Source organism: Arsukibacterium sp. MJ3 (assembly GCF_000987765.1).
Classification (GTDB): Bacteria; Pseudomonadota; Gammaproteobacteria; order Enterobacterales; family Alteromonadaceae; genus Alishewanella.
Genome location: NZ_LAHP01000033.1, coordinates 1 through 13,053, shown reverse-complemented (window position 1 = coordinate 13,053; position 13,053 = coordinate 1). Strand labels below are relative to the sequence as shown.

Sequence of the window (13,053 nt, the reverse complement as noted above, 5' to 3'; positions counted from 1 at the left end):
TAACATCGAATTTTTTTATTCTTATACAGTTACATTGATAGCAACGTCATACCAACAGACTTTGCTTTTTTATCAAATGTCATAGTTTCAGAGCATCCTGCATCCTTGCTAAGAGTGACTATTAATGCGTCCGAAAAATCACCATTACCCTCTTCAAATACCTTTAAAGCGCGGTAGCATGATTCAGATTGTTCAATTGAAAACTGTTTTGTTTCCAGCACCATTCTGATCATGGTACATAAATTTGATTTGCTCACCGAATAGCAGGATTTGAGAACCCAAACAACCTCCACCAAAGATATTAGTGTTATGTATCCAAGCTTATCAACTGAAATAATATTTTCTATTAATTTAGATGCGAGTGCAGATTGAGTTTCATCATCTTGAACTAGGTAACGAACTAAAACGTTTGTATCAATACCGATCATTTGGATGCGGCCTCACTAATCGCTGAGTTCATCTCTTCAATACTAACGGTTTTGTTTGATTTTAAAAAACCCTTAAGCGTTTTTACTTCTCTTGTTACAGCAATTACCTCATATCGACCATCGGTTAACTCAATAAATTCTAATTTATCTCCAGCGCCTACTTTCATAGCATTTCTGACAATAGCAGGAATTGTAACTTGCCCTTTTGATGTAATAGTTGCCTGACTCATATAATTACCTTTTAATTAATTCCTTACATTAATGTAAGATAACATAGCGCAAATAAGTTAGCGAATAAAAGCATCGCGATATTCTACCGTTGCTAATGACAGCTATAGGTCGAACGCTGCCCTTAAATTTGCAAATAGCATGATAATTTTAGTCAAAAAAAACCATAAAATTTGAAGTTTGAACGGCCGCTATGTCAGAAACCAGTAATAGACTTAAAAGCAGCCGACTGTCTCCTGATCGCACAGGCCGTGTGAAAACTCAAAATACAATCGTCAAACCATGAGGCAATACGACTGGCCAAGATAGTTGACGCCGAACATACTGGGACAGCACCGGCTGTTGCTTGTGGTACAAGCGGCTGGAGAAAGACCAATTTCGCTGGCCACAGTTGATGCCGGGCATCAATGTCGTTTCGGATGGTAGTTGCATGCACATGATTTTCAGATTTATTCTAAAATTGGCCAACCATCGGGGTTCGACTCATTATACAGGCTTGCTTGTTAACGTCATTAACCAACATGCACACTAACAACTATTTTGTTTATTATTTAATAAAATCATCAGCTTAATAAGATTTTTGTATCATTAAGCAAAGCTCGCAGATAATACCTGAGTAAAACACTCAGATATAATACTTGAGTTAATTACTCGGGTATTATATCCTTTCGCAGTACCTAAAAACATTATCCATGCTGGTTTGCCAGACTGCAGCTTATGCCTCGCTTAGAACAACATGGTCCCCTGTTAGCCAAAAAACATAAGGGAATAACCAGAGTATGACGACACAAATCGACCAAGCCTTATCCCGTACTTATGATGCCGGGTTTATCTCCGATATAGAGTCTGAGACCTTTGCAGTAGGGTTAAACGAAGACGTGATTCGGCGTATCTCCGCCATGAAAAACGAGCCAGAATGGATGATTGAATGGCGCCTTCGTGCTTACCGCAACTGGCTAACGATGGAGGAGCCGGAGTGGGCTCATGTGCAATATCCGAAGATCGACTTTCAGGCTATTTCTTATTATTCAGCGCCTAAAAGCATGAAAGACAAACCCAAATCATTGGATGAGGTGGACCCTGAGCTGCTGCGTGTCTATGAAAAGCTTGGGATCCCGTTATACGAACAAGAGATGCTCGCCGGCGTTGCTGTCGATGTGGTATTTGACTCGGTATCGGTAGTTACAACATTTCGGGAGAAGTTAAAAGAAGCCGGGGTAATTTTTTGCCCCATTTCTGAAGCCATTCAAACATACCCTGAGCTGGTAAAAAAATACCTCGGTTCAGTGGTACCTCGCTCAGATAACTACTTTGCCGCGCTAAATAGTGCTGTTTTTACCGATGGCTCCTTTGTTTATATCCCCAAGGGCGTTCGCTGTCCGATGGAACTGTCTACGTATTTCCGTATCAATGAACAAAATACCGGTCAGTTCGAGCGAACACTTATTATTGCTGATGAAGGTAGTTTTGTGAGTTATCTGGAAGGGTGTACTGCTCCGCAGCGAGATGAAAATCAGCTGCATGCCGCCGTGGTTGAACTGGTTGCCATGGATGATGCTCAAATAAAATACTCCACCGTACAAAACTGGTATCCAGGGGATGAAAATGGTAAAGGCGGTATTTACAACTTTGTTACTAAACGAGGCATTTGCCATACCAATGCAAAAGTATCCTGGACTCAGGTAGAAACCGGCTCAGCCATTACCTGGAAATACCCAAGCTGCGTGCTAAAAGGCGATAACAGTATTGGTGAATTCTACTCGGTGGCACTAACCCGGGGCAGGCAGCAAGCCGATACCGGCACCAAGATGATTCACCTTGGCAAAAATACCAAGTCGACCATTATTTCTAAAGGCATTAGTGCGGGGCATAGCAACAATACTTACCGTGGTTTAGTTCATATGGGTTCTAAAGCCGATGGGGCACGAAATTTTACCCAGTGTGATTCGCTACTTATCGGCGACCTTTGTGGCGCGCATACCTTTCCGTATATCGAAAGTCGTAATCCAACCGCTAAGGTAGAACATGAAGCAACCACCTCTAAGGTAGGTGATGATCAATTATTTTTATGCCAGCAGCGCGGGCTGGATGCCGAAAAGGCCGTGTCAATGATCGTCAACGGTTTCTGTAAAGAAGTATTCAAAGAATTGCCAATGGAGTTCGCCGTCGAGGCGGGCAAATTACTCGAAATTAGTCTCGAAGGCTCAGTAGGATAACCATTATATGCTTACCATTAAAAACCTGCATGCTTGTGTAGAACAAAAAAACATTCTTAATGGCCTGAACTTAAACATCAAGCCAGGCGAAGTACATGCCATTATGGGCCCGAATGGGGCTGGTAAAAGTACCTTAGGTTACGTTTTGTCTGGCCGGGAAGGCTATGAGGTACTAGACGGTCAGGTCGATTTTCAGGGCCATAACTTGTTGGAAATGACGATTGAAGAACGGGCACGTAAGGGGTTATTTCTTGCATTCCAATACCCTATTGAAATACCTGGCGTGAGCAATATGGAGTTTATGAAAGAATCGGTAAATGCCATGCGTCAGCACCGAGGTGAAGAGCGGCTAACGGCGGCAGAGTTCCTGAAAAAAGCCAAAGAAATCTGCAAGCAAGTGCAACTGCCACTGGATTTTTTGAAGCGCGGTGTCAATGAAGGCTTTTCTGGTGGAGAGAAAAAACGAAATGAAATCATGCAGATGATTTTACTAGAACCTAGCTTGTGTATTTTGGACGAATCAGATTCTGGCTTAGATGTTGATGCCCTGCAAATCGTTGCCAATGGCGTCAATAGCCAACGTGATGGCAAGCGTAGCTTTATTGTCATTACCCACTATCAACGCTTGCTCGATTATATAGAACCCGATTTTGTGCATATTCTGGCAAACGGCAAAGTGGTAAAAACCGGCGATGCTTCACTGGCTAAACAAGTAGAAAAGGAAGGCTACGCTTTTCTGGGCTTGGATAACAGCGAGGAGGTAACCGCATGACATGGCTGCAACAGGTTATACACCGGGGGCAAGCTATGAACGACTGGCTAAGCCCGGTTCGATCGCAAGCCCTTGAAGCACTGAGAAATACAACCTGGCCCACCCGCCGGACAGAAAGCTGGAAGTATACGTCATTGGCTGCTTTGGAGCAGCTGAAGTTAACTGCCACTGAGCCAGCAACTCAACCCAGTATTGACGCTATTGCCGGCTTAAACAGTTTGGACTTAGTGTTTATCAATGGCGAATTGCAAACCGATGTTAATTCACTGTCCTTACCTGCAGGGTTGCACATCAACAATTTGCAGAGTGCCTCAGCGGTGCAGCGGGTGATCGCCACCAGCATGTTTGCACAGATAAAACCTAAAAGGCATCTGTTTGGCCTGGTCAACGATGCACTGGCAAACGACGTGTTATTTATTGATATCGATAATGGCAGCCATATTGTGCAGCCTATCCGCATTGTCAGCCTAAGTACCGATGGGCATGAATCGCACCATCGTGTTTTAGTCCGTATCGGCAACGAGGCAAAAGCGAGCATTATTGAGCAAACACAGGGCGAACACACTAGCCTTAGTACTGGCTTTACTGAATTTGATCTTGGCCAACAGGCTTATCTGGAGCATTACCGGCTAGCCATGCATACCCATCAAGCCATTTACTTTGGTGGCTGTCATTTTTGTTTGCATCACAACGCTGAGCTTAACAGCACCTTTATCGGTTATGGCAGTCAATTATCACGTACGGATATCGATATTATCCACAATGGCGAACATGCCAAGGCTAAACTTAACGCGGTGTACCTACTGGGTGAGTCTGAACATATCAATTTGCACAGCACTATAGAACACGCCAAGCCGCATGGTACTACAGAAGAAAATGTGCGAGGCATTGTTGGTGATAAAGCCAGTGCAGTGTTCAATGGCCGTATTCATATTCACCGCGGTGCCCAGAAAACCCAAGCTGCACTGAATAATCGCAATTTGTTGTTGTCGCGTCGAGGCCAGATAAACACCAAACCCGAACTGGAAATTTATGCTGATGATGTGCAATGTGCCCATGGAGCGACCGTTGCAGAGATTACAGATGAAGCCCTTTATTATTTGCGAAGCCGTGGTATATCCCGCTCCCAGGCATTGGTTATGCTGAACTTTGGCTTTATTCAGGAACTGATCAACCAAATGCCAAACCAGCAGCTGGCAAAGTGGTTGGAACCTCAATTAAGAGCTCGATTTAAGGAAATGGAGGTTCGATGAAGCCACAGATGAATCACTTTAACATTGAGGAAATCCGGGCTGAGTTTCCCATTTTACAGCAACAGATTGAAGGCAATCCACTGGTGTATCTGGATAATGCCGCGACCACACAAAAGCCTATAGTGGTCATTCAAGCAATCACTGATTTTTATATGCAGTGCAATGCTAATGTGCATCGCGGTGCGCATCACTTGGCTGATGAGGCTACACGCCGCTTCGAGCAAGCGCGCGACACTGTCGCCCGTTTTATTCATGCTGGCGATCGCAGCGAAGTGATCTGGACCAGCGGCACTACCGAAGCGATTAATATCGTGGCCAATGGTATGGCGCAGCGCCTGAAGCCACAAGATGAAGTACTGATCACCGAGATGGAGCATCACGCCAATCTGGTCACCTGGCAGCAAGCCTGTCTGCGTAGCGGTGCAACCTTAAAAATTGTTCCAATCCATGACAATGGTGCGCTAAACACGGATGCTTTTTTAGCCTTGCTCACAGACCACACCAAGCTGGTTGCATTGCCTCATGTTTCCAATGCGCTTGGTACCGTCAACCCGATTAAAACGCTAACGGCACAGGCAAAAGCTAAAGGAGCGCTGGTGCTGATTGATGGCGCTCAGGGCATCGCGCATGGTGATGTTAATGTCATCGATATTGGCTGTGATTTTTATGTCTTTTCTGGTCATAAGCTATTTGGACCTACTGGTGTGGGTGTTCTTTGGGGTAAAGCATCAGTGTTGCAAGACTGGCCTATTTGGCAAACCGGCGGCGAAATGATTGATCAGGTAACGTACCAAAAGTCGACCTGGGGGGCATTACCGAACCGGCTGGAAGCCGGCACACCAAACATTGCCGGTGTTATTGGCCTGGCGGCGGCTGTTACATGGTTTAGCCAGCTTGATATTCGTGCTGTTCAAGCTCATGAAAGCGCACTGCTGGCGCGCGCCACTGCACAAGCCCATGTCTTTGATGGCTTACAAATAGTAGGAACTGCCCCAGACAAAATCGGGGTATTCAGTTTTATATTGCACGGCAGCCACCCGGCAGATGTTGGTTTTTTACTCGATCGACAGGGCATAGCTATCCGCACTGGTGCACATTGCGCACAACCCTTAATGCATCGACTCGGATTACCCGGCACAGCCAGAGCTTCATTCTCGGTTTATAACACCTTGGATGAGGTAGATGCACTATTTATAGCCTTAAAGAAAACCCAACAGATGCTCGCTTGAGGAACCAACAATGCAAGTAGAAACCTTTACTCCCGACACGCTAAATGTCACTGCCGTTCGCCTGACCACAACTGCAATCGGGCATTTTGAAGCCAAGCTAACCAATAGTCCTGGTCATGTTGTGCGCCTATCAATCAAAACCAGTGGCTGTACTGGTTATGCCTATGTGCTGGACATTGTTGAACAGGCGCTTGAAGGCGATACCTTGATTAAAGCCAGCGAAAAACTGATCTTTTGCGTAGCGCCTAACGCTGTGAATTTGGTTCGCAATACTGAAATAGACTACGTCAAAGAGGGCCTGAACGGTGTGTTGAAATTTAACAACCCTAATATCGTGGCGGAGTGTGGTTGCGGCGAAAGTTTTAATGTGAGTTAAGCCCTAAGTTCACATATTGCTGTTTCATATAAGGTGGAATAAATGCAACAAAAAATAGTCGCTACCGAGCGTGATTGCATCGCCAGACGAGTACCAAACGGTGACTTTCAACTGATTTCAGCTGGAGAATTTGTCACCATTACCCAGGATCTGGGTGGCAACTACACTATTACCTGGGGCGGTAATATGTATCGGATCGATGGCACTGATGCCGATGCTATTGGCCGAAAGCCACTCAAGCTTGAGTTCCAAACACCTCCGCAGCCGATTATTTTGGAAGAGCAAATTTACCAAGCCCTGGAAACGATTTACGACCCGGAAATTCCCATCAATCTGTTGTCGCTGGGGCTGATTTACAAGGTGGTAATCGAGCAGGCAACACATACCGTACACATTGATATGACCCTTACAGCACCCGCCTGCGGCATGGGCCCGGTGTTGGTTGGAGATGTTGAGTACCGGCTAAGTATGGTGCCTAACGTACAACAGGTTAAGGTTAATCTGGTGTTTGACCCACCCTGGGCCCGAAACATGATGAGCGAAGAAGCGCAGCTAGAGGCCGGTTTGTTTTTCTAGTCACGGCAAAAACCGGCAACATGCCGCAGCACGATAAACACATAATATAGCCACCACGAGACTCTTATGACTTTACCCAGCTATGAAGACATTATTGCAGATATAGCGTTTTTTGATGATTGGGAACAGCGCTACCAATACATCATTGATTTAGGCAAGAGCATCCCTCCTTTGCCAGCACAACACAAAACAGACGAACACCTGGTATCCGGCTGCCAGAGTAAGGTATGGCTGCTTAGTCATGTGCAAGATAATGTAATGCAATTTCAAGCTAATAGTGAAGCGATTATTGTCAACGGCCTGCTGGCCATCGTGCTGGCAGCTTATCAACATCAGACTCCCGCACAAATCCTGGCCTTTGATATCGACGGTTATTTCAAAACACTGGATTTAGAACGCCATATTAGCCCACTCCGCGGCAATGGCCTGCGTGCCATAGTAGCCAAAATAACTAGCCTGGCCACCCATAAACTATTTTTATCATAACAACGGCATATTATTGAAGGGGTTTTAATGCGCAATACGATTATCGAAACGGTTACCCATGTTCATCACTGGAATGACACCTTGTTTAGTATCAAAACCACTCGCCGACCTACTTTTACTTTTGAAAATGGCCAGTTTGTAATGCTTGGTATCGAGGTCGATAATAAGCCATTGCTACGAGCTTACAGCATCGCCAGCGCCAATTATGAGGATGAGTTAGAGTTTCTCAGCATTAAAGTGCCAGACGGCGCCCTTACTTCGCGCTTGCAACACATTCAGGTTGGGCAACAACTCACACTGTCTACTCGTCCGGCTGGCACATTGGTGGCGGGTTATTTAACCCCAGGCAAGCATTTATATTTATTAGCAACTGGCACTGGTTTAGCGCCATTTATGAGCATCATTAAAGACCCTGATTTGTATGAACAGTATGACAAAATTATCTTGGTGCATGGTGTGCGGTATAGCTCTGAATTGGCTTATCAAACAACGATCAAAGACGATTTACCAAACAATCCGTTTTTTGGCGAATTAGTAAAAGAAAAACTTATCTATTATCCAACCGTAACGCGCGAGCCTTTTCAAAGCGACGCTCACCAACAACGCATTACGCATTTACTTACACATAATACGTTAACGACGCAAATAGGCTTGCCGGCACTAAACCCAAGCGTTGACAGATTTATGCTGTGTGGCAATCAAGCCATGCTTGATGACACCATGGCTATTTTAAATAGTCGAGGCTTTAAAAAAGCCACCTCTCGTGAGCAAGGTGACTATGTGATCGAGCAAGCTTTTCTCGACAAATAAACGGCATGTTAATTTTAGGGGGTTTTTATGTTGTCAAATGAAGCTGAATTAGTAAAAAGCGCACTGCAAGCCAAAGGGTTAGAAACGCCCATGCGGGGTAATGGTTTAACGCGTGAGCAAAAATACGTAAAAATTAATCAACTTATGACCGAAGTGATAAGTACACTTGGTTTAGATTTGCATGACGACAGCTTAAGGGAAACACCACACCGTATAGCTAAAATGTATGTTGACGAAGTGTTTGGTGGCCTTGATTACGGTAATTTTCCGAAGATTGCGTTAATTGATAATAAAATGCGCGTCGATGAAATGATTAAAGTGAAAAACATTAGCTTTAACAGCACCTGCGAGCATCACTTTGTTACCATTGACGGCACCGCAACAGTGGCTTACATCCCGGCAGAGCGCATTATTGGCTTATCAAAGATAAACCGTATTGTACGTTTTTTTGCACAGCGCCCTCAGGTGCAAGAACGGTTAACCCAGCAAATTCTAATTGCACTGCAAACACTGCTTAACACTGACAACGTTGCGGTTACACTGAACGCCGTGCATTATTGCGTAAAATCGCGGGGCGTGATGGACGTAAACTCGTCTACTCAAACCACTGCGCTCGGCGGGATATTTAAAGAAAGCAGCCGCACGCGTGCAGAGTTTTTGTGTTAGAAAGCGCGGTAGCCACCGGTAGTGAGCTAAAGTCAGCTTGAGGGCACGCACTGCGTAAGGGTTCGTTTATCTTGAAATGTAGGCTTAGCGATGAAAGCGCTTGCAGAAATTGTAAATGAAGTACTGGTGATTCTGGCCGCAATTTTGGAATAAAGGTGAAGAGGAAACGGCGCTAATGGCATTTACACAGAATCTGTTACAGGCTCTATAAAAGCCTGTCTAATTTTTCCAGTTAAAAGTTAACGAGCCAACGCTGGTTTAACGCGTTCCTGGTAAAGTTTTTCCAGTGCGTCGTTAATGGTTATATCTTCATTTTCGCTTAGATAGCGGTCGACTTGTTTGTGCACAAAAATAATTGATTGCTTATGTTGCTTGGCAAAGTCGCCACAGCGTTTTTTCATCTGCTGTTTTAACTCTTTGTCAGCCATTTCTTTATGAATGGCGTTAATGGCGCTTTCAAAGTTATTGTCGTTATCGGCGAAGTATTCTTTTAGGGTGTTTTTCGAAATGCGATAGGCTTTACTGGCAAAGTCTAGTGCTGCGCGAAAGGTACTGAACTGCTCACCAAATACATTAAAATATTCTGGCGTGGTGTAGGATACATTTTGCTGCATACCGGCGGCTTCATAAGTAAAGCCCGGAAAGTTAATCCGTTCAGTCGTTTCTGCACCCAGTTTTAAGCCTGCTTCAATACTGTGTCTCAGGCTAAAATCTAACGCCGATAGTTCATCTTCAGTCCACATTTCATAAATGGTCAGCGCTTTGTCGTACTTTTTAGCCAATTTATTTTTGGCAAATTGGCGGCGCTCTTCTAAGGTGCCGGTTTTGCAAGCTTTAAGATGCTCAGCGCATTCGTTACAGCACGGAATTTTTAAAAACTCACTGGCTTCTTTAGTGGCCAGGTAAAACGGTAAGTACTGTAACGGCGGAGCGTGATCGTGGCTACTGGCAATACAACCGCAATAAAAACAGGTGTTAAAGTTGTTGCCATAGGTTGGCACAAGCAGGTGATAATCTACGTCTATGCTCATGGTTGCTCCGGTACTTATATTTGAATGTTAAGCAAAGTCGGCCCTTGCGCTAAAGGTTGGTTATGGTAGTGGGTTACGGCCAAATAACCAAGCAGAGGTTTTAGGGTTAATTATGGTCGCGCAGTAAAATATGCCATGATAACCGCCACAACGCAGGAGCCCGTTATGACAGCAACCCCATTCAGTTATCTTGATAATCAGCGATTAACCTTAGCAAGTGGTAGCTTGCTGCCTGCTGCGCAATCATTGCTGCAGTTATCGGCTGATACACTGCTACTGGCAGAGTTGGCGCCGGCAGCAACCACAGAGCAGTTACTTCAGGCAGCAGAGCAAGCCTATCTGGCGGGATACGAGCAACATGCGTCTACTGAATTTGAACTTAAGGGGCTGGCCTTTGCCGGTATTGGCGATCCATTATTGTATTTAGAGGTATTGTCTAAGGTAATTCCGGCGTTTAAACGTCAGCGCCATGGTGTGCCGGTAACCCTGGTAACCTATGGCTTGGTGGCGCCCGGTGGTGCTGTAGCGCTATGTCAGCAACTGCTGGCGCTGGAAGTAGAGCGCTTAGAAGTGTATTTGCCGGCCAGTAATCCGCCGGCGTATCAGCAAGCGGTTAAGCCAAGCCAGTGCGGTTTTAGTGAACTGTGTCAGTTTGTTCATGTTGCCAGCGAAGTGGGCTTGCAGGTAAGTTGTTTTGCCTTTGCGCCAGTTAAACAACAAAGTGAGCTACGTACTTTAGCCAAAGAGCTAGGGGCCCGCGAGTTTATAGTGAAAACGCCGGCGAGTGTGTAATATACTTTAAATAATGGTTTTTGCGATAAAGTAAAAAAACAGGCGCATTAAGCGCCTGTTTCATTTTACGTTAGTTACCTTCTTTTGAAGAGCTAGCCATCAATTTTTAAGTGGCCGCTGTTAATCAGGCTATCAATAATAGCTTGCGTGTCAGTGCCAAAACTACTTAAGTCGACGCCTTCAAGGGTAATTTGCTGCGTAATATTACCTGCCCCGGTGTGCTTAATATTTATGGTGGTATTGCCGCCACTAATACTAAAACTCAAGTAATCAGTAATATTGTCGCTATTCTCACCTTGCAGTAAGTCGCGTAAATCTATGACATCTCCCTGCGCGGTGTTGAAGTCTTTAATAACATCAACTGCTGCAGCACCGGTACCTTGATCACCCAGCTGCCAGGCAAATACGTCAGCACCTGTGCCTCCGGTTAGCGTATCGTTACCAAAACCGCCAAATAACACATCATTGCCACTGCCAGCATTAATGGTGTCATTACCCAACCCGCCATAAATGACATCATTGCCAGCACCTGAATTAACAATATCATTACCGCCATAAGCCATAATGATATCGCCGGCATCGGAACCCGTAATGGTTTGTGACGTGTCATTGCCTGATGATACTGTATTGCTGGTTTGTGACAGATCTACGGTGAAAGTATCAGATACCGATGTGGTTGACGCGCCATCGGTTGTGGTAGCCGTAACCGTCAAGCTCAGTTGGCCGTTGAAACCCACCGGCGTAAGTAAACTTAAGCCTTCTAGCTGTTCTGGCGTAAGTGTCCAGCTACCATCAGCATTTTTAATACCCGCAGTGAGCAGGGCGTTACCAGGCACGCCGGTAATGGTTATTAACAAACTTTCGCTAGCGTCAACTACTGCAGCATTTATTGTTAGGTTAACCATATCACCATAAGTAACACCATCAACAGTTATCGTTGGGGCAGAAAGATTGAGTCGGGAGTCTTTGCCGTCATCTCTGCCGTTGATAATGACCCAGTCAAACTGATATTGACCATCTTGCGTTGCAGTAAAATTAAAGGTGCCATTGCCATTAACCGCAGCACCTAAAAACTCAGATGAGCTAATCAGTTGCGTTGTTTTTGTGCCATCGGGCGCCGTGATAATAACTAAAATAAAATCGTTGTAGCCTTGCTGTATTTCAGTAACAAGGTTTTCGCCGTTAATAAACCCCCAGTTAAACCCAACTGACATACCGGCATTTAAGTTAACCGTGCTTGAGGTAAAGTTGCCATCTATCGCATCAATATTACCTGGATCATTTAGCACACCAGCGGGTGCAGCAAAACTATCCAGGAAACCGCTGGCTAAACCCAGCGCTTGCTCTAATGAGGCTTGGCTTAAACCTGAACCTGACTGCGTGCCGTTAGCACCTGTGGTAATAGTTGTTGCACCAACCTGAGTCGAGGTAACATCGGCCACTTGTAGCGTCGCCGCATCTGCAATCGCGGTAACGGCAATGTTAAACGTTGCCGATGACGTGCCACCCTTGCCATCAGAAATGGTATACGTAACCGTTGGCAGCGTTCCGCTCCAATTTGTTTCTGGTGTAAAGGTGAAGGTACCATTGGCATTTAATTGCAACGTTCCTTGATTGGCAATAACTACGTCAGAACCGGCCAGGTAGGTCTGACCGTTTATCACGAAGCTTTGTACAAGTAGTGTATTCCCATCCACATCAGCGTCGTTGGTTAACACATTGCCAATTAATACCTGATCTTCATTAACGGTATAACTATTAGTATTGGCCACTGGTGTATTGTTGATCGTTGCACTGTCACCGTTACCTGCATTGCCGGCAAAGTCACTGTAGCTGGCATTGGCAACTGTGATTGAAATAGCCGCCGTGCCATTTGCTATAAAAGTAGCTGTCCAGATATTGGGATTGTTCGCATCCTGAGTTAAGCCAGTTAATACCCCACCGGTTACTGCAATATCTGACGCGTCAAAGCCGGTAACTTGCTCACTAAAGGTAAAGGTAATAGTTGCTGATTCATTGGCACCCAAAGTAGTTGGGTTAGACGTTATATCCAGTGACGGTGCAGCTTCATCTAAGGTGTGGGTAGACGTTCCAGTTGAATCTACAATATTACCTGCAGCATCAGAAGACGTTACTACCACATCAAATTCAGTGTCAGCCGCTAAATCGCTACCGGCGACATCAACAGAC

At 45.2% G+C, this 13,053-nt stretch carries 14 protein-coding genes and 1 pseudogene; 11 read left to right on the top strand and 4 right to left on the bottom strand.

The window, feature by feature from the left end:
* Positions 1 to 29: 29 nt before the first annotated feature.
* Positions 30 to 428 (bottom strand): PIN domain-containing protein, encoded by a 399-nt coding sequence (locus tag VT06_RS16035; RefSeq protein ID WP_046555343.1) that lies wholly within the window; start codon positions 426 to 428, stop codon positions 30 to 32.
* Positions 425 to 658: an AbrB/MazE/SpoVT family DNA-binding domain-containing protein gene (locus VT06_RS16030; RefSeq protein WP_046555342.1), complete on the bottom strand. Its 234-nt coding sequence runs from the start codon at positions 656 to 658 to the stop codon at positions 425 to 427. Before VT06_RS16030 ends, VT06_RS16035 begins: the two co-directional genes overlap by 4 nt.
* 326 nt (positions 659 to 984) lie before the next feature.
* Between VT06_RS16030 and VT06_RS18860 the strand changes: the two are divergent.
* The 10 genes and pseudogenes from VT06_RS18860 to folE all read left to right on the top strand — a co-directional run.
* Positions 985 to 1,188: pseudogene (locus VT06_RS18860) on the top strand (hypothetical protein); the annotation flags it as partial.
* Positions 1,189 to 1,435: 247 nt separating this feature from the next.
* A complete protein-coding gene (gene sufB, locus VT06_RS16025) occupies positions 1,436 to 2,872 on the top strand; it encodes a Fe-S cluster assembly protein SufB (protein ID WP_046555341.1) in 1,437 nt (478 codons plus the stop codon).
* Positions 2,873 to 2,879: 7 nt separating this feature from the next.
* A complete protein-coding gene (gene sufC, locus VT06_RS16020) occupies positions 2,880 to 3,644 on the top strand; it encodes a Fe-S cluster assembly ATPase SufC (protein WP_046555340.1) in 765 nt (254 codons plus the stop codon).
* Complete coding sequence (gene sufD, locus VT06_RS16015; RefSeq protein WP_046555339.1) at positions 3,641 to 4,897, top strand: Fe-S cluster assembly protein SufD; 1,257 nt, start codon at positions 3,641 to 3,643, stop codon at positions 4,895 to 4,897. The genes sufC and sufD overlap by 4 nt, the downstream gene beginning before the upstream one ends.
* Positions 4,894 to 6,126, top strand: coding sequence for an aminotransferase class V-fold PLP-dependent enzyme (locus VT06_RS16010; RefSeq protein WP_235357459.1), 1,233 nt, complete (start codon positions 4,894 to 4,896; stop codon positions 6,124 to 6,126). The genes sufD and VT06_RS16010 overlap by 4 nt, the downstream gene beginning before the upstream one ends.
* Before the next feature lie 10 nt (positions 6,127 to 6,136).
* A complete protein-coding gene (locus VT06_RS16005; RefSeq protein WP_046555338.1) occupies positions 6,137 to 6,502 on the top strand; it encodes an iron-sulfur cluster assembly accessory protein in 366 nt (121 codons plus the stop codon).
* A 42-nt stretch (positions 6,503 to 6,544) separates the two neighbouring features.
* Positions 6,545 to 7,078: a putative Fe-S cluster assembly protein SufT gene (gene sufT, locus VT06_RS16000; protein WP_046555337.1), complete on the top strand. Its 534-nt coding sequence runs from the start codon at positions 6,545 to 6,547 to the stop codon at positions 7,076 to 7,078.
* A gap of 66 nt (positions 7,079 to 7,144) precedes the next feature.
* Positions 7,145 to 7,564 carry a SufE family protein gene (locus VT06_RS15995; RefSeq protein ID WP_046555336.1) on the top strand — a complete coding sequence of 140 codons (420 nt, stop codon included), beginning with the start codon at positions 7,145 to 7,147 and terminating at the stop codon, positions 7,562 to 7,564.
* A 27-nt stretch (positions 7,565 to 7,591) separates the two neighbouring features.
* Positions 7,592 to 8,374, top strand: coding sequence for a ferredoxin--NADP reductase (locus VT06_RS15990; RefSeq protein ID WP_046555335.1), 783 nt, complete (start codon positions 7,592 to 7,594; stop codon positions 8,372 to 8,374).
* Between the two features lie 27 nt (positions 8,375 to 8,401).
* On the top strand, positions 8,402 to 9,040 hold the full coding sequence (gene folE, locus VT06_RS15985) for a GTP cyclohydrolase I FolE (RefSeq protein WP_046555334.1): 639 nt from the start codon (positions 8,402 to 8,404) through the stop codon (positions 9,038 to 9,040).
* A gap of 239 nt (positions 9,041 to 9,279) precedes the next feature.
* Here the strand turns inward: folE and VT06_RS15980 are convergent, their stop codons facing one another.
* The gene (locus tag VT06_RS15980) at positions 9,280 to 10,071 is read right to left on the bottom strand and encodes a hypothetical protein (protein ID WP_046555333.1); all 792 of its coding nucleotides are present in this window, start codon (positions 10,069 to 10,071) and stop codon (positions 9,280 to 9,282) included.
* Positions 10,072 to 10,236: 165 nt separating this feature from the next.
* On the opposite strand from VT06_RS15980, the gene VT06_RS15975 reads away from it, so the two are divergent.
* Positions 10,237 to 10,863: a hydrolase TatD gene (locus VT06_RS15975; protein WP_046555332.1), complete on the top strand. Its 627-nt coding sequence runs from the start codon at positions 10,237 to 10,239 to the stop codon at positions 10,861 to 10,863.
* Positions 10,864 to 10,955: 92 nt separating this feature from the next.
* Here VT06_RS15975 and VT06_RS15970 read toward each other — a convergent pair.
* Positions 10,956 to 13,053, bottom strand: a 2,098-nt coding sequence (locus tag VT06_RS15970; protein ID WP_046555331.1) for a type I secretion C-terminal target domain-containing protein, incomplete at its 5' end; no start/stop codon positions are given.

Excerpts from the sequence above, each read along its gene's own strand:
- VT06_RS16030 (WP_046555342.1), bottom strand. The coding sequence starts at position 658 with ATGAGTCAGGCAACTATTACATCAAAAGGGCAAGTTACAATTCCTGCT.
- VT06_RS15980 (WP_046555333.1), bottom strand. The coding sequence starts at position 10,071 with ATGAGCATAGACGTAGATTATCACCTGCTTGTGCCAACCTATGGCAAC.
- VT06_RS16035 (WP_046555343.1), bottom strand. The coding sequence starts at position 428 with ATGATCGGTATTGATACAAACGTTTTAGTTCGTTACCTAGTTCAAGAT.
- VT06_RS16005 (WP_046555338.1), top strand. The coding sequence starts at position 6,137 with ATGCAAGTAGAAACCTTTACTCCCGACACGCTAAATGTCACTGCCGTT.
- sufD (WP_046555339.1), top strand. The coding sequence starts at position 3,641 with ATGACATGGCTGCAACAGGTTATACACCGGGGGCAAGCTATGAACGAC.
- sufT (WP_046555337.1), top strand. The coding sequence starts at position 6,545 with ATGCAACAAAAAATAGTCGCTACCGAGCGTGATTGCATCGCCAGACGA.
- VT06_RS15990 (WP_046555335.1), top strand. The coding sequence starts at position 7,592 with ATGCGCAATACGATTATCGAAACGGTTACCCATGTTCATCACTGGAAT.
- VT06_RS16010 (WP_235357459.1), top strand. The coding sequence starts at position 4,894 with ATGAAGCCACAGATGAATCACTTTAACATTGAGGAAATCCGGGCTGAG.
- sufC (WP_046555340.1), top strand. The coding sequence starts at position 2,880 with ATGCTTACCATTAAAAACCTGCATGCTTGTGTAGAACAAAAAAACATT.
- sufB (WP_046555341.1), top strand. The coding sequence starts at position 1,436 with ATGACGACACAAATCGACCAAGCCTTATCCCGTACTTATGATGCCGGG.
- VT06_RS15995 (WP_046555336.1), top strand. The coding sequence starts at position 7,145 with ATGACTTTACCCAGCTATGAAGACATTATTGCAGATATAGCGTTTTTT.
- VT06_RS15975 (WP_046555332.1), top strand. The coding sequence starts at position 10,237 with ATGACAGCAACCCCATTCAGTTATCTTGATAATCAGCGATTAACCTTA.
- folE (WP_046555334.1), top strand. The coding sequence starts at position 8,402 with ATGTTGTCAAATGAAGCTGAATTAGTAAAAAGCGCACTGCAAGCCAAA.